Raw genomic sequence first — 15,883 nt, forward strand, 5'->3', positions numbered from 1 at the left:
TCAACTTCACGGCGCGGTTTCCGTTAATCCGGTGATCGCGCCCGCCGCGTGTTCGGAGTAGCCCCTGACATGACGCTCATCGCCAAGCTGTTGCCCGTTTCGAATGTCTGTATCGGCCTTGAGGCCAGCAGCAAGAAACGTGTGTTCGAACAGGCCGGCCTGCTGTTCGAGAACCACCAGGGTATTGCCCGCAGCCAGGTGTTCGACAGCCTGTTCGCGCGGGAAAAGCTCGGCTCCACCGGCCTCGGTCAGGGGGTTGCAATCCCGCATGGCCGCATCAAGGGTCTGAAGGAAGCCATCGGCGGGTTCGTGCGGCTGGATACGCCGGTCGCCTTCGATGCGCCGGACGGTCGACCGGTCAATCTGCTGTTTGTGCTGCTGGTGCCCGAACAGGCAACCGAGCTGCATCTGCAGATATTGTCCGAGCTGGCACAAATGTTTGCAGACAAGACATTTCGCGAGCAGCTGCTTCAGGCAGCCGACGCCGCTGCCATCCACACTCTTTTCACCACCTGGCAACCGGTGCATGCGGAAGCTCAGCGTCGCGCGGCTGTTTGAGGACAATCGCGACCGTCTTCGCCTGCAGTGGCAGTGCGGCGACGGCAACACACTGATCGTTGCCGACCAGATCGGCCTGTCTCCCGCCGATCTGGTGGGCCATCTCAATACCATTCACATCCGGCGCATCCAGGTCATCGGCGTGCCGGAAATCCTGTGGGTCGAGAATGTCAGTCCGCGCAAGGTCGAGGATATCGTCGGCGCGCTGCTCGAAGCCCATCCGCCCGCCTTCATCGTCGCCGACGGCGCGCAGCCGCCGGCAACCATCCGCGCCGGCTGCGCCGAACACGGCATTCCCCTGATCACCACGCAACGCAGTGCAGCCTCGGTCATCGACCAGGTGCGCGCCTATCTCGCGCGCGAACTGGCCGACCAGACCACATTGCACGGCGTATCGATGGACGTGCTGGGCATGGGGGTGCTGATCACCGGTGATTCCGGCGTCGGCAAGAGCGAACTTGCACTCGAACTGATTTCGCGCGGTCACGGGCTGGTTGCCGATGACTGCGTGGAAATCTCGCGCATCGCACCCACCGTGCTCGAAGGGCGCTGCCCCGAACTGCTGAAGGACTTTCTCGAGGTCCGCGGGTTGGGCGTGCTGAACATCCGCACCGTATTCGGCGAAACCGCCTGTCGGCGGAAAATGAAGCTGCAGCTGGTCGTGCACCTGCAGAAGCAGGTGACCGGTCTGCCTGAAGCCACGCGCATGCCGCTCGACAACGAGGTGATGGATATCCTCGGTGTGAAGATACGCAAGGTCGTCATACCGGTGGCGGCCGGACGCAATCTGGCCGTGCTGGTCGAAGCGGCCGTACGCGTCACGATCCTGCGCTTCCGCGGCATCGACTCGACGCTCGAGTTCGTCGAGCGTCAGCGTCGTGCGCTCGGTGGCGACGAGGGCTGAAACAGAACTTCCCTGTTCGATGACATGCGAATATCATGCGGATCGACTGGCCTTTGCTAGTCGATCCGCATATTCATTCATTGTTGTCGTGAGGAGCTACATCATGTCCGCATACCGCTTGTCCCCGGCGCTGACTGCCCTGTCAGCCGTCCTGCTGCTTGTCTCGTCGACTGCCGCCATCGCGGGGCCTCAGCAGGAGAAGATGAAAGCCTGCAATGCCGAAGCGAAGGAAAAGGCCCTCAAGGGTGACGAACGCCGCAGCTTCATGAGCGGCTGCCTGTCGTCGGGTTCTGCCGCGAAACCGACGCTGACTGCAGACGAGGCCAGCGCGCTCAAGGAGCGCAAGAAACAGTGCCGCACCGAAGCCACCGACAAGGCGCTCAAGGGCGAAGAACGAAAGTCCTTCATCGCGGAATGCGTCAAGGCCTGACATCCGTGTTACCGGTGCCGCAACCACGGCACCGGCGGTTGTGGCTTATGCAACAACCCGCCGTGAATCGTGCCGCAAGGAGGGGCTGCGGCGCGATTTCCTTTTGCTATAGTCCGGCGGTGTTCGACTGTCGGGGTATGTCGTGCTGCGTTATCGCAATGGAGGCATCCGGCTGCTGTGTGGCGTGACGCTCTTTGCCGCCGCGTCGATGGCAGCAGCATTCAGTTTTTCCGATGAAGCCGAGAAAGACGCGCGCGCCGAGGAAGAACGCAACGCCGCATCGCATACCGCGCTGTCGCTCCCGGCGGGCTGCCTCGACGAACTGAAACGCAGGAAGATCATGATCGTCATGGGCGAGCGCACCGGCGAGGGCATCACCGCCAGCCAGGCCCGCTACAGCCCGCACTTCAATTCGATCAACAAGCGCCTGCTCAGGCAGGGCATCCGCACCTATTCCCAGCAGGAAATCACCGCCCACATCGCCCAGGCGGAGGTGGACGCCTACTTCCGCAACGATCCCGATGCAGCGCTGGCCGCCTCGAAAAAGATGGGCGCCCAGTTGATCCTGCGCGGCACGATCGCCTCGCGCTCGATGCTGAATCCGGTGGTCCGCATTCCCGAGGTCTACGTGACGATCGCCTTCGCGCTGATGAAGCCCGACGGTACGTTGCTGTCCGATGCCCAGGCATCGGCCGAGTCGTATTCGGGCAGCGACACGCTGGCCATGGCAGGCACGCTGGTGGAAGAAAAGGCCGACGGCGTGGTGAACACGCTGTTGGGCGGCTATTGCGCGAATGCGGCATCGAGCAGCGGGAAAAAACGAAAATAGGCAGTCCACACCGGGGCAAGGGCCTTGGGGCCCGAGCATCTCCAGCCGGCGCAGAACCGGCGTGCAATCGATCGGGATGACCAAATGAAAGGGATGTCATGACTATCAACCACGGGATGTTGCGCCACAGGATGGCACTCGCAGTCGCACTTGCCTGCATCGGGGCGCCGGCTTTCGCACAACCGACCTTCGAGAGCGCTTCGCCGACGGCCGGTACCAGCACTTCCGACAAGGCCAACGAAAGCGCCGACAAGGCGATGTACAAGGCTGTCGAGTACAGCAACAAGAACAAGAAGGGGCCGACCGTCATCGTCGTGCCGGGAGAGATCAAGAGCAATAACGCGACCTTCACGCAGAAGTTCGCGTCCAACAATATCGCCGATTTCGGCGAACTCGAACTGTCGCAGGCCAATTTCAAGGTGCTCGAGCGGTCCGATCTCGGTCCGCTGCTGGGGGAGTTCCAGCTGGCCTACTCGATGGGCGACCCCGACTCGGCGCGCAAGATGCTGCAGAAGGGCAAGCTGAAGACGACCAAGTACGTCGTGAAATTTGACATCCTGAAGGCCGAGCAGGTCGCTGCCGCGAAGGAGGGCATCAGCGGCCGGGCCATCGGCAACATCATCGGCATTCTCGGCGGCAGCCGCGGCAGCTACGCCGCGGGCGAAGCGGTCGGATCGGTCGAGACCGCCGCCGCCTCCGGCGTGTGGATCATCGGCATGCGCTACAAGATCATCGACGCAAACACCACCGAACAGCTCGCGCAGGGCTATACCGAAGAGAAAATGGAAGTCGGGGCCAAGGGCACCTCCATACTCGGTGTGTCGAGCAGCCAGGAAGGTGGCATCACGCTGGACGGCATGGTGCAGCGGCTGGTGCAGAAATCGGTCTGGGAAATCGACGCGAAGTACAAGTAAGCGACGCGAAGTACAAGTAAGCGACGCGAAGTACAAGCAAGCATTCCGCTGCCGGAGCACAAACCGTGAGTCTTCCAGCCAGACTGGGCAAGTACGACATCCTGCGCGAGCTCGGTCAGGGTGCCATGGGCATCGTCTACGAAGGACGCGACCCGGTCATCGACCGCCGGGTCGCCATCAAGACGCTCAAGCGCGAGCAGCTGGAGCGCAGCGAAGCCGACGAGGTGATCGCGCGCTTCAAACGCGAGGCGCAGGCGGCCGGACGGCTCAATCACCCGAATGTCGTCGCCATCTACGAGTATGGTGAAGCCGAAGACGGCACGGCCTTTATCGCGATGGAGTTCGTGCAGGGCCGCGAACTGAAGGATCTGTTCGAAGCCGACGAGCGCATTCCGCTGCCCATGGTCGGACAGCTCATGGGGCAGTTGCTCGACGCATTGGGGCATGCCCACCGCCATGGCGTCACCCACCGCGACATCAAGCCGGCGAACATCATCCTGCTGGCCGACAACACGGTGAAGGTGGCGGACTTCGGTGTCGCGCGGATCGAATCGTCGAATCTCACCCAGACCGGCACGGTCATCGGCACGCCGTCCTACATGTCGCCCGAGCAATTCATGGGGCAGACGGTCGATGGCCGCAGTGACCTGTTTTCCGCAGGCGTCGTGCTGTATCAGCTGCTGACCGGCGAAAAGCCCTTCACCGGCGCGCTGACCACCATCATGCACAAGGTGCTGAAGGAAGATCCGACCTGGCCTTCGGTGCTCAACGTTCACGTCAATGCCCGACTCGATACCGTGGTGCGCAAGGCGCTCGCCAAACGTCCGGACGACCGCTTTCAGGATGCCGCGTCATTCCGCGCAGCACTCGATGCGGCGCTCGTCGCGTCCGCCGACGATGACGCCACCGTCGTGAACCTGGCGGACGACGATGAAGCCACGCTCGTGACGCAGGCGGATGCGACGCTTGCTACGCCAACGCCAACGCCAACGCCAACGCCAACGCCAACGCCGGTCGATCGGGCGCCGGCCGTCGGGTCGCCGCCCCGCGCCCACCCCGTCAATACGCCCGCGCGTCGCGGACCGCTGCCCTTCGCGATCGCTGCGGCAGCGTTGGTCGCCGTGAGCGCAGGGGTCTGGTTCGCACTGCAACCGGCTGCCGACGCACCGGCGCCGACCGCCGCCATCGAAGTCGCCGTGCCCGCCGCTGCGCCCGTGCCGGCACCTGCGCAGCCTGCGCCACCGGAACTTGCGCTCGACCCCGGCGTCACGGTGATCAGCGCCATCGGGCTGGCCGACCCGAGTGACCCGCGCTTCGCCAACGATCAGGTTGCGCTGGCGGGCGCACTGCGCGACGACGCGCGGCGCCAGATCCTGGAAAAGGCGGTCGCCCTGTTCGTCGATCCGAAGTCGGTCAACAGCCATTACGCACTGCTGCAGGACAAGCTGCTGGGTCGCAGCGGTGATTTCATCCAGGCGGTGCTCGAGGAGGCGCCGCCCGAGCTGGGCAAGGACGGTCTGATGGCAGGCACCGTGCGTGCCGCAGTGCGCGTTCGTCAGGTGCAGAAGTCGTTGAACCAGATGTCGGAAGACGAGCGGGTCGATTTCATCCGCAACAACGGTGATCCGAAGGTTTCGGTCGCCGTGTCATCGCGCTGGGCCGACGGTGACCCGTCCGCCCCTGCGCTGCGTTCGCCGCTGGCCGAAAACATGTTGAAGCAGCATGTGCAGGGTTTTGGCTTCCGCACCTGGAACGACGATGCGGGTAGCCCGCAGGTGGCCGACTTCAGCATTGACGGCGAAGTGCGCTTCAAGCGACTGAGCGCCAGGCTGGCGGCGTCCGGACTGACCATAGAAAAGGTGGTGCTCACCTCGTGGACCGTCCGCTGCACCGACCGCAAGACTGGTGAAGAGGTCTATCTGAATACCGAGATTCCGGAAGGTGCCAGCTGGGCGTCGGAAGAAAAGGCGCTGGCCGACATCGGAAAGCGGGTCGGCGAGCAATTCAGCCGCGATTTCTTCCTGAGCCACTTCCACTTTGCCGGTCGCAAGGTCAGGCTGGACATCGCCGGACTTCCGGGTCCGGACACAGCGCAGGCGCTGCTGCGCGAAATTGCGTCGATGCGGGCGGTGCTCGGCACCGAAGTGCTGCGCATGGACGCGGCGGGTGCCGCGCTGAACGCCGACATGTCGGGCGGACTGGCCGAGACCAGTCAGAACGTGCAGGCCGGCATCCTGCTGCCCTTGTCGCGCAAGCTCGGCCGCAACTGCCTGCGCATCGTGTCGAGCAGCCCGGAGGCGGTGGCGCTGGAATTCGAGGCGGCGTGCCGGGAGCCGTCGGTGCTTGCACGGCTGGAAACGCTGCCACCGGCTGCGCTGCTGGACGCTGCACCGGCAAGGCGCGAGGCCGTGGTGCGCGATCCGGAGCTGCTGAAGCGGATCAGCATCTGACGCCGTCCGGCGGCACGCCGGTCAGCCCAGCACCTCGAACTGCATCAGGTCGATGCCCTGTTCCATCGCGCTGTGGCCGAAGCCGATGGTGCCGTGTCCGCGCAGGATCATTTCCTCGCGCTTCAGGATGACTTCGTTTTCGCCTTCGATGCGCAGGAAGGTGCCGTTGGTGCTCTGATCGATCAGCACGAACTTGTCGCGCCGGCGCTCGATGCGGGCATGATTGCGTGAGGCCCGCTGATCCTTGATGACCACCTCGTTGCCCATGTCCCGACCGAGCGTGAGCGGGCCCTGCGTCGGATCCAGCGTGCGCTCCATTTCGCGGTACTTCACGAACAGACGCGCCATCACGTACAGCGGTGCGGTGCTCGACGCCTTCATCGTGAGGTCGGCGCCTTCCTGCCACAGCACTTCGCACACCCGCACGTCCTCTGCCTTGCCCTTGACGGTCAGCGCGTCGATTTCACGTACCGCCGGGGCAAGCGAAAGGGTCAGCGACGACAGGGTTTCGGCGGTCGTGATCACCTGCCCGGCCTGTGCCAGTCCGGCCATGCGGGCTGCGGTATTGACCGTATCGCCGAATACGTCGTCGTTTTCCTCGATCGCCGGTCCGTAATGGAAGCCGACACGGATCGCCAGCTTGACGCCCGATACCGGCGGCAGGTCCGTGATGCGGTGCTGCATTTCGCAGGCGGCCTGGATGCCTTCGTCGGCGGTCGGAAACGTCGTCATGACTTCGTCACCGATGGTCTTGATGACCTTTCCGCCATGGCTGTCGATCACCCGTCGGATACGGTTCAGGCAACGTTCGACGGCACGAAGGGCCTCGGCATCCCCGAGCTTTTCGTACAGTCGGGTACTGCCCGACACGTCGGCGAACAGCACGCAAAGAGATTTTTGTTGGGAGGTCATGGGTGGCCGGAGTGGCGAACGACTGTAAACGCATTTTACAAATGCGCGCCTGATCTGTCCGGCTTTTGGGCGGCAATCATCCAGATGGCTGCCGCATGCGTCACAGATGTGCGCTGCGCCCACCATCCACCGCGATGATCTGACCGGTGATGTACGGCGCGTCCTCAATCAGGAAGCGTACCGTACGCGCAATGTCCTGTGGGCAGCCTTCGCGTTTGAGCAGGGTGTGTTCGACGATGCGCGCGCGTTCAGTTGCGTCGAACAACGGATCATCCGGCCATTGTATCGGTCCCGGCGCCACCCCATTCACCCTGACCTGCGGCGCCAGTTCGATCGCAAGCGCCCGCGTCAGCGTGGCCAGCGCACCTTTCGACGCGCTGTACAGCGCGTAGCCGGCGAGCGGACGTTCGGCGTGGATGTCGGCGATGTTGACGATGCAGCCGCCGCGCGCCCGCAATTCCGGCGCGGCGGCCTGGGCCAGGAACAGCGGCGCCTTGAAGTTGCTGCCGACCAGGCTGTCCCAGTCCTGCGCGGTCATGCTGCCGATCTGCGTCGGGAAGAAGCTCGACGCATTGTTCACCAGCGCATCGAGCCGGCCCCACAGCGCAGTGGCCGCAGTCACCAATGGCGGCAGACCGTCGGTATCCAGCAGATCGGCCGCCAGCCCGGCGGCGCTGCCGGGGCGCAGCGCATTCAGCGATTCGACCAGCGCATGGGCCTCGCCGGTGGAGCGGTGATGGTGGATCACCACCCGCCAGCCTGCACCATGCAAGGTACGCGCGGTCTGCGCGCCGACCCGTCGCGCCGCGCCGGTGATCAAGACTACCCGTTCATGGTTCATGTTGTCCTGCCCGATTGTGCCGCGCCCGTCAGTTGCCGCATCATGCGCAGCCCGCCCAAACCATTGCCCCTATGTCCCTGCCCCTGCATCTGCCCCCTCCCGACGCCGATGCCCTTGGCCACAGCGCCCGACTGCAGGCGCTGATCGGGGCCGAAATCGCCGGCAGCGGATGGATGCCGTTCAGCCGCTACATGGCGCTCGCGCTTTATGCGCCCGGCCTCGGCTATTACAGCGGTGCGCTGCAAAAGTTCGGCAGCGGCGGTGATTTCGTCACCGCGCCCGAGCTGTCGCCGCTGTTCGGGCGCTGTCTGGCGATCCAGCTTGCCGAGTTGATGCAGTTGTCGGCGCCCCACCTGCTGGAAGCCGGCGCCGGCAGTGGCCGGCTCGCCGCCGATCTGCTGCGCGCGCTCGATCGCATCGGCTGCCCCCCCGAAAGTTACCGCATCCTGGAATTGTCGGCCGATCTGCGCGCGCGCCAGCGTGCGCTGATCGAGCGCGAAGTGCCGGCACTGGCGGGACGTGTCGAATGGCTGGATACGCTGCCCGAGCGCTTCAGCGGTGTGGTGTTCGGCAACGAACTGCTCGATGCCCTGCCGGTCGAGCGCGTCCGCACCACGGTCCAGGGCATCGAGGAAGCCGGCATCGTCCTCGATGGTGACGGGCAGATCGTGCCGAGCTGGCGCGTCGCCCCGCCCGCGATTGCCGATGCCGCGCGCGCGCTTGGCCTGCCGCCCGGCTACGAGACCGAACTGGGCCTGGCCGGTCGCGCCTGGGTGGCCGAGTGGGCGCGGCGCATCGATCGCGGTGCGCTGCTGCTGATCGACTACGGCTTCCCGCAGGCCGAGTACTACCATCCCGACCGCAGCACCGGCACGCTGATGTGCCACTACCGCCACCACGCGCACGCCGATCCGATGTGGATGCCCGGCCTGTGCGACATCACGGCCCATGTCGACTTCACCGCGGTGGCGCAGAGCGCATTCGATGCCGGACTGTCGCTCGCCGGCTACACCTCGCAAGCGAGCTTCCTGCTCAACTGTGGCCTGCCTGCGCTGCTGTCGGATGAACCGGAACCGCTGGCACGTGCGAAGCGCAACGCAGAAGTGAACCAGCTCACCTCGCCGGCTGAAATGGGCGAACTGTTCAAGGTGATCTGCATGACGCGCGGCATTGCATCGCCGCTCACTGGCTTCGCGCGCGGCGATCGCAGCCATACGCTGTGATCAGGGCGCCGAGGTTGGCGGAGCGGACTCGTCCAGCCGCACCTCGAACTCCATCGATTCGACCTGCAGGCCGGCGGCGTCGAGCAACGCCAGCCGATGCCGGCCGGGGCGCGGGCTCCACAGCGCGCGCCCTTCGACCGCAGGCAGGCGTTCGCCATTGATCAGCCAGACCAGCCCCGGCAGCGGCGGACGGGCCTCGAACAGCAGGGTCTGGCGGCCGGCCGGCAGGCCCGCGCTGACCAGCTTCACGCCACTCTTCGGCAGCACGATGCGCGGTCGGCCGGCCACGTCGCGCACGGCGGCATCGACGAAAGCCTGCTGGGTGCCGGGCAGGAAGTACTCGTCGCGGGCCGGTTCGATCGCCGGCTCGAACTGCACGCGTACCCGCTCCACGCCAGGCGGCGCGCCCGGGCGCTCGAACGCCGGCTCGAACGAAGGTCCGTCCAGCGCGTCGATCAGCGCCAGCCATGTGGCGGCGACCGGTCGCTGCGCGCGCAGCGCCACCGTGTAGTGACGCGTGAATCCGACCGACCACCAGACCGAGCGGTCGGCTGAACGGCCATTCATCATTGCCGCCCACGGCCGCAGCGCCGGTTCGCCTTCGGTCGGACGCACCGTCAGCAGGTCGCCGACGATCCACGCCGCGGCCGGCGACCACAGTCGTTGCGCCGGCGACGCGGGAAGCACGTCAGCCGCAGTGACCGGTTCGAGCCGCCAGGCGCTCCACAGGCCGGCACTGGCAAACGTGCGGTAGGCATTTGCCAGCTCGATCAGACTGGCGCGCGTACCGCCCTTCGACACGGCCGCCAGGCCGTGCGCCTGCAGGGTGGCGTCCAGCGCATCGTCGCCGATCAGCGCGCGCACGCGCAGCGCAGGAATGTCGGCGCCGAGGCCCAGTGCGCCACGCACGCTGACGGCGCCGCGCGGCTCGCCATCGGGCAAGCCTGGCGGCAGCGGCAGCGTGACGAAGGCCGGGCTGTCGTCGAGCACCGAAGCCGCCGTCAGCCAGCGCTGCTCGATCGCCATGCCATACATGAAGGGCTGCAATGCGCTGCCGGCCGGCTGTCGCTGCAGCACGGTGTCGGCAGTGTCCGGCCCGCCGCCCCAGACACGCACCTCACCGGTCAGGTTGTCGAGCACGACCACGGAGGTGTCGTCGCGGTTGGCACCCAGCGCCTGCAGGGCGCGTCGCTGCAGGCGGGCGTCCAGCGTGGTCGGGCGCTGTTCGCCGGGTTCGCGCAGCAGCCGGCGCGCCAGCGCGGTGGCGTCCTGCCAGCGCGGCTCGATGCGGTAACGCTGCGACAGAACGGCGTCGGCACGCGTCTGGATGTCGCGGCAGTCCGGCGCCGGGTCGAGTCGCCTGGCCACCGCGCAGGCACGCATCGCGACCTTCTCGGCCGACGCATTCGGACCGCGCAGAAGCGCGGCCAGCAGCACTGCCTCCACCGCATCGACCGTGTCCGGATCCTTGCCGAACAGACCGCGCGAGGCGGCGCCGATGCCGCGCAGTTCGCTGCGGAACGGGGCCAGATTGAAATACGCCTCGAGTATCTGCGCCTTGTTCCAGCGCCGCTCGATCTGGCGCGCCGCGGCTGCCTGATCCCACTTCTGGCCGACGCTGCGCCGGGTGCCCTGCAGGCGCAGCGCCGGGTCGATCAGGCCGGCCAGCTGCATGGTCAGGGTCGACGCGCCGCGCGGCCGACGGCCTTCCAGCGCGCGCCACAGGTTGTCCCAGGTGGCTCCGGCCAGCGCCTGCCAGTCCACGCCGTCGTGCTGCAGAAAGCGCTTGTCCTCGGCCACCAGCAGCGCACGCACCAGGGGCTGAGACAACGCACGGGCGCTGACCCAGTCGAGGCGCCGTTCGTCGAAGTCGACCCGCACTTCGGCCAGCGGCTCACCGTGACGATCGAGCAGACGCGCTTCCGACGGGCGCCAGGCATCGCGCACAGCGTCGAAGTCGGGCGCCAGCGCGTGCGCAGCCGCGCCGGCGAGCAGACTGATCGCACACAGCACGCACCGCAATGCATCGCGGCACGATATCCGCTGACTCAAGCCGCGCACAGCGCGCACTTGTCGCCCGAGGCCTGACGCTCCACGGTGACGCGCGCCAGTTGCGGCAATTGCGGCGCCAGCGCGCGCCAGATGAACTGGCACAGGTTTTCCAGTGTGGCCGGGCCGAGGCCGGCGACTTCATCCAGAAAGCGGTGGTCGAGCGCATCGCGCACGCCGGCCAGTGCCGCACGCAGCAGCGCCAGATCGACCAGCATGCCGCTGACCGGGTCGGGCTCGCCGCGCAGCATCACTTCGGCATGATAGGTGTGGCCGTGGATGCGCAGGCTGCTGTCGGTATCGACCTTGCGGCGCAGGGTGTGTGCGGCTTCGAAGTAGAAGCGCTGACTGAGTTCGACGACCATCTTTGAAAGGTGAGGGAAATCAGGATTGAAGGAAAACGCGGTGCATGGATTCACCACAGGACGCTGCGCAAGCGGATGGCCGTGGCTACGGCGTCGATCAGCGGATGCCCAGCGCCTTGTGTGTCTGGTGGCTCAGCCGCCAGCGCGGATGGTGCATGCACCAGTCGATCGCCCAGCGGCGATTGTCGGCTGCTGCCGCATTGTCCATCGGCTGCACCAGGAAGTGCCGGAAATCCCAGCGTTCCATCGCAGCAAGATCCAGCCCGGCCTGCGGCACGACCACCTTCAGCTCGTCGCCATGGCGCAGCACCACGTCGTTGCCGGCTTTCGGGCTGACGCAGATCCAGTCGATGCCGTCGGGTGCCGCCAGCGTGCCATTGGTTTCGACGGCGATTTCGAAGTCGCGCGCATGCAGGGCGTCAATCAGCGCGGCATCGAGCTGCAGCAGCGGCTCGCCACCGGTCAGCACGACCAGACGAGGGCCGCCGACGCCGCTCCAGCAGGTGGCGATCACGTCGGCCAGCGTGTCGGCCTGCTCGTGGCGGCCGCCCAGCGTGCCGTCGGTGCCGACGAAGTCGGTGTCGCAGAAGCGGCACTGCGCAGCGGCGCGGTCCGCTTCGCGGCCGCTCCACAGATTGCAGCCGGCGAAGCGGCAGAACACCGCGGCCCGGCCGGCATTCAGTCCCTCGCCCTGCAGCGTGTAGAAGATTTCCTTGACCTGATACGTCACAGCGAGCGCAGTTGCGGCGGGAAACGCGCTAGGGTAGGGGTTGCCGACCGCGAATTCAAGGCGGCACCCCTCATTCAACGAGACACGATGAACGATTCTGATACCGATGTGCAGTCCGGGCTGCAACCCTACTCGGAGCTCACCCCCGAAATCGTGCTCGATGCACTGGAAGCCGCCGGCTACGCGGTCGACGGCCGGCTGCTGGCCCTGAACAGCTTCGAAAACCGTGTCTATCAGGTCGGCGTCGATGACGGTGCGCCGGTGATCGCCAAGTTCTACCGCCCGGCGCGCTGGAGTGACGCCGCCATACTGGAAGAACACGCCTTCTGCCTCGATCTGGCGGCACACGAGATTCCGGTCGTCGCACCGCTCGAATTGCCGTGCGGCAGCACGCTGATGACGCATGCCGGCTATCGCTTTGCCGTGTTTCCACGCCGCGGCGGGCGGGCGCCCGAATTCGACCGCGCCGACACGCTGGAATGGATCGGCCGCTTCATGGGCCGCATCCATGCACTCGGCGCGGTGCAGCCGTATGTCCATCGGCCGTCGCTCGACATCGCCAGCTTCGGCGAGGAGCCGGCAGCCTTCGTGCTCGACCACCACTTCGTGCCGCCGGAGCTGGAAGGCGTCTATCGCGGCATCACCGCACAGGCGCTCGACGGCGTGCGGGCCGCGTTTGAACGCGTCGGCGCCATCCGGCGCATCCGCACGCACGGCGATTGCCACATCGGCAACATGCTGTGGGTCGAGGGGCAGGGGCCGCATTTTGTCGATTTCGACGACAGCCGCATGGCGCCGGCCGTCCAGGACCTGTGGATGCTGCTGTCCGGCGAACGTGCGGAGCGCGCCGAACAGCTTGGCAAGGTGCTGGCGGGATACGAGGAATTCTGCGAATTCGATTCGCGCGAGCTGCAGCTGATCGAGGCGCTGCGTACCCTGCGGCTGATCCACCACAGTGGCTGGATCGCCCGCCGCTGGCAGGACCCGGCGTTCCCGACCGCCTTTCCGTGGTTCGACACGCCGCGCTACTGGGAGGCGCGCATTCTCGAATTGCGCGAACAGGTCGCCGCGATGGAAGAACCCGCCCTGTGGCTCGAGCAGGCGATGCGCTAAGCGATTTCGTGGGGGCGGTCCGGCGCGAGCGGTTCTGCGGGCGGAGAGCAGTGCTCGCCGAAACCCCCGCTCCCACAGGGGCAGCGCCACGGCCAGTCCTTCTGCGCAGGGAGTGTGGCAGCGCCCCCGGAGTCACGGCGAGGCGGCAAACGCAGGGCTGTGGGAGCGACGTCCCCGTCGCGATCAGTGCCGTGATGGTGGAGGTGCAGAGTCCGTATCGCGGCGAGGCCGCCGCTCCCACAGCCCTCCGCTCCCGTGAGCCGAGCGCCCACACCCGCTACTGACGTACGCCGTTCGGCTGACGCACAAGGAACGGCAGGTTCGCGGTCGCTGCCTTGCCCAGCCGGTCGCGCACGGTGATGAACAGCCGGTAGGCGCCGGGTGCAGCCGGGGCGGTGAAACGGACGCTCTGCGCATCGGCCTGCTGCAGCGCGACGTCGATGCGCGGTGGCGCGGCTTCGTGATCGCCGCCGGCGCGCAGGTCGGTCGCTTCTGCGCGCACTTCCCACACCGTGGTGAGTGGTGAGCCGTCGAAGGATGCAGCATCCACGCCGGCCGACATCGTCTGTCCGGGCGAGAACTCGTCGGCCGCGATGCCGATGCCGCGGATCAGCGGTGCCGCCTGCGTCACCGGCCGGCCCCAGGCGGCGGACAGCGCGTCGGTCATTGCGGTCGGGCTGCCGTCGGCCAGCAGCAGGCCGTGCCAGGTGCCGGTCTGTTCCTGCTTGGCCCCCCACAGGAAAGGAAAGGCGCCCGCGACCTGTGGCTGGGCGGCCAGAAAGGCCAGCGCGTCGCGGAAGAAATCGGCCTTCTGGCTGCTGGTCAGTTCGACCGGCGCGCCCCAGGGCTTGCGCCCGGCCTGCCACTGGCCCAGCGGCCCCAGTTCGGTCACCACGACTGGCTTCACGATACCCAGACGGCGCAGCCGTTCGGGCAGCTGGAATACCGAGCCGCCGTACAGGTTGAGCCCGAGCAGATCCACTGAGGCGCAACAGCGGGCGAGCGGTGCGAGCCAGTCGTCGCTGTTGTCCGCGACCACCATCAGCGTCGGGTGGTCGGGGTCGAGCGACTTCACGATGCCGGCCAGCCTGTTCACCTCCCGCCAGATCGGCTGCGGATCGGCGACCCCGGTTTCCACCTCGTTGCCGACGCCCCAGGCCAGCAGTGCCGGATGGGTGCGGTACCGGGTGACGAAGCGGCGCACCGACTGTTCCTGCGCGCGCACCGCCGCCGGATCATCCAGCCGGAAGCCGTGGCGCGGGTGGTCAAGCCACAGTCCCATGACCACCTTCATACCCAGCCGGTGTGCCGCGTCGAGCACCCACACATCGGATTCGCGATATACCCGCACCACTCTCGCGCCAGCTTGCGCGAGCTTTTCCAGCGTCGCGCGGTCGCCTTCGAAGGCGGCGCCCTGCCAGACCGGCGCGGTCGCCCACGCCGGTGCGCCCGCACACACCAGCAGCGGCAGCAGCAGGCGGCGGGTCATGCGAAAGAGGGTATTCAAGGTCATGCCGGGCACCGGGAAGTCCTGATCAGCCCGCCCGCGAGGTGCAGCGGACACCGGTGAGAGCCCGTGCCGCCTATCGCGTTCCCGGGCGGCCCGGTCAGCTTTCGGTCAGCGTCATCAGGATGTCGGCGTACCAGGCGCAGTTCAGGCCGAGCGCCTCGTCGAGCTTGCGGTCGCGTGTGCCGACGTCGAGCCGGGCCGAGTGCACGCCGAGCAGCTGCCAGGGCAGATCGCCCTTGGCGACGCTGCCCGCCGGAGCGCGCATCACCACCGGAGCGCCGCTGGTGCCGCGATGGGTGCGTGCGTCGGTCAGAAAATAGCCTTCGCCCTGAAAGCGCAGGCCGAACGACGACGCAATGACCGCGTGGCGCACCACCGGCATGTGGTGCAGCGTGTCGTGAAAGCCGAGCGGGAAACCGACCACCAGCAGCAGGCTGCCGACCTCGATCTGTCGCGCGTCGACCTCAAGATGGGCCGGCGTGAAGGCGCGATAGACCGTCTTGGCGGGCAGCGCCTCGCGTTCGATCTCGATCACCGCGACGTCGATTTCGCCCGCCGTGTCCTGGCCCTGACGCCAGATGCTCTTGCCGCCGCGGTACAGCGGAATCGAAAAGCCGGTGGATTCAGCCAGGTTGGACGAGTCGGTGTGCAGCTCGATCTCGAGGCTGTCCGGGAAATGCTTGCTCGGCTCATCGACCACCACGTGGCGGCTGGTGACCAGGAAGAGGCGTTCGTCGCGTTCGAAGAAAAAGCCGCTCGCGTTGGTCAGCACGCGCGCGCCTTCGAGCGTGCATACGCGCGCGGCAGTCAGCAGTATGGGTTCGATCATCAAGGCAAGGTCCATTCAGTGGGCCGTGCGCCAGGAGGTGGCAGGGCGCGGGCAGGGTGCGATGAGACGCAGGAAACCTGGGGGGACGGCGCGACATCGTCGTTGCTGTTGCGCTGCCGTGAGACACTATTGTGCCTCTCCCAGCGCCTGCGGCGTGTCGGCGATCCGAGAGAAAGCGCTGCAGAAGGCATCGATTCAGGGCATAGTACAGGGCGGTGTAGATCGG

Annotated in this window: 15 protein-coding genes; 8 read left to right on the plus strand and 7 right to left on the minus strand. The window is 66.6% G+C overall.

Annotated elements, in window-relative coordinates; all coding sequences use genetic code 11:
* Positions 1-69 precede the first annotated feature (69 nt).
* From ptsN to NMQ14_RS05555, 6 genes are all read left to right on the plus strand, one after another.
* Positions 70-558, plus strand: a complete 489-nt coding sequence (ptsN, locus tag NMQ14_RS05530; protein WP_257078947.1) for a PTS IIA-like nitrogen regulatory protein PtsN — start codon at positions 70-72, stop codon at positions 556-558.
* On the plus strand, positions 527-1,462 hold the full coding sequence (hprK, locus tag NMQ14_RS05535) for an HPr(Ser) kinase/phosphatase (RefSeq protein ID WP_257094206.1): 936 nt from the start codon (positions 527-529) through the stop codon (positions 1,460-1,462). Before ptsN ends, hprK begins: the two co-directional genes overlap by 32 nt.
* A gap of 103 nt (positions 1,463-1,565) precedes the next feature.
* Complete coding sequence (locus NMQ14_RS05540; protein WP_257094207.1) at positions 1,566-1,892, plus strand: PsiF family protein; 327 nt, start codon at positions 1,566-1,568, stop codon at positions 1,890-1,892.
* A gap of 142 nt (positions 1,893-2,034) precedes the next feature.
* Positions 2,035-2,721, plus strand: a complete 687-nt coding sequence (locus tag NMQ14_RS05545; protein ID WP_257094209.1) for a hypothetical protein — start codon at positions 2,035-2,037, stop codon at positions 2,719-2,721.
* Between the two features lie 98 nt (positions 2,722-2,819).
* Positions 2,820-3,635 carry a hypothetical protein gene (locus NMQ14_RS05550; protein ID WP_257094212.1) on the plus strand — a complete coding sequence of 272 codons (816 nt, stop codon included), beginning with the start codon at positions 2,820-2,822 and terminating at the stop codon, positions 3,633-3,635.
* Positions 3,636-3,700: 65 nt separating this feature from the next.
* Positions 3,701-6,085, plus strand: a complete 2,385-nt coding sequence (locus tag NMQ14_RS05555) for a serine/threonine-protein kinase (RefSeq protein ID WP_257094214.1) — start codon at positions 3,701-3,703, stop codon at positions 6,083-6,085.
* Positions 6,086-6,106: 21 nt separating this feature from the next.
* On the opposite strand, the gene NMQ14_RS05560 is transcribed toward NMQ14_RS05555, so the two are convergent.
* A complete protein-coding gene (locus tag NMQ14_RS05560) occupies positions 6,107-6,997 on the minus strand; it encodes an adenylate/guanylate cyclase domain-containing protein (RefSeq protein ID WP_257094216.1) in 891 nt (296 codons plus the stop codon).
* A gap of 100 nt (positions 6,998-7,097) precedes the next feature.
* Entirely contained in the window at positions 7,098-7,838 is a 741-nt protein-coding gene (locus NMQ14_RS05565; RefSeq protein ID WP_257094218.1) for a pteridine reductase, read from the minus strand.
* A gap of 83 nt (positions 7,839-7,921) precedes the next feature.
* On the opposite strand from NMQ14_RS05565, the gene NMQ14_RS05570 reads away from it, so the two are divergent.
* Positions 7,922-9,061: a class I SAM-dependent methyltransferase gene (locus tag NMQ14_RS05570; protein ID WP_257094516.1), complete on the plus strand. Its 1,140-nt coding sequence runs from the start codon at positions 7,922-7,924 to the stop codon at positions 9,059-9,061.
* Here NMQ14_RS05570 and NMQ14_RS05575 read toward each other — a convergent pair whose 3' ends face one another.
* From NMQ14_RS05575 to queE, 3 genes are all read right to left on the minus strand, one after another.
* Positions 9,062-11,074: a transglycosylase domain-containing protein gene (locus NMQ14_RS05575; RefSeq protein ID WP_257094221.1), complete on the minus strand. Its 2,013-nt coding sequence runs from the start codon at positions 11,072-11,074 to the stop codon at positions 9,062-9,064.
* A gap of 35 nt (positions 11,075-11,109) precedes the next feature.
* Positions 11,110-11,475 carry a 6-carboxytetrahydropterin synthase gene (locus NMQ14_RS05580; RefSeq protein WP_257094223.1) on the minus strand — a complete coding sequence of 122 codons (366 nt, stop codon included), beginning with the start codon at positions 11,473-11,475 and terminating at the stop codon, positions 11,110-11,112.
* 97 nt (positions 11,476-11,572) lie between these two features.
* Positions 11,573-12,205, minus strand: a complete 633-nt coding sequence (queE, locus tag NMQ14_RS05585) for a 7-carboxy-7-deazaguanine synthase (protein WP_257094225.1) — start codon at positions 12,203-12,205, stop codon at positions 11,573-11,575.
* Positions 12,206-12,292: 87 nt separating this feature from the next.
* Between queE and NMQ14_RS05590 the strand changes: the two genes are divergently transcribed.
* Positions 12,293-13,318 (plus strand): serine/threonine protein kinase, encoded by a 1,026-nt coding sequence (locus NMQ14_RS05590; RefSeq protein ID WP_257094227.1) that lies wholly within the window; start codon positions 12,293-12,295, stop codon positions 13,316-13,318.
* Between the two features lie 277 nt (positions 13,319-13,595).
* On the opposite strand, the gene NMQ14_RS05595 is transcribed toward NMQ14_RS05590, so the two are convergent.
* Entirely contained in the window at positions 13,596-14,831 is a 1,236-nt protein-coding gene (locus tag NMQ14_RS05595; protein WP_257094229.1) for a glycoside hydrolase family 2 TIM barrel-domain containing protein, read from the minus strand.
* Between the two features lie 94 nt (positions 14,832-14,925).
* A complete protein-coding gene (locus NMQ14_RS05600) occupies positions 14,926-15,657 on the minus strand; it encodes a serine protease (RefSeq protein WP_257094231.1) in 732 nt (243 codons plus the stop codon).
* Positions 15,658-15,883 lie beyond the last annotated feature (226 nt).

The organism is Methyloversatilis sp. XJ19-13 (assembly GCF_024580155.1).
In the GTDB taxonomy this organism is placed as follows: domain Bacteria; phylum Pseudomonadota; class Gammaproteobacteria; order Burkholderiales; family Rhodocyclaceae; genus Methyloversatilis.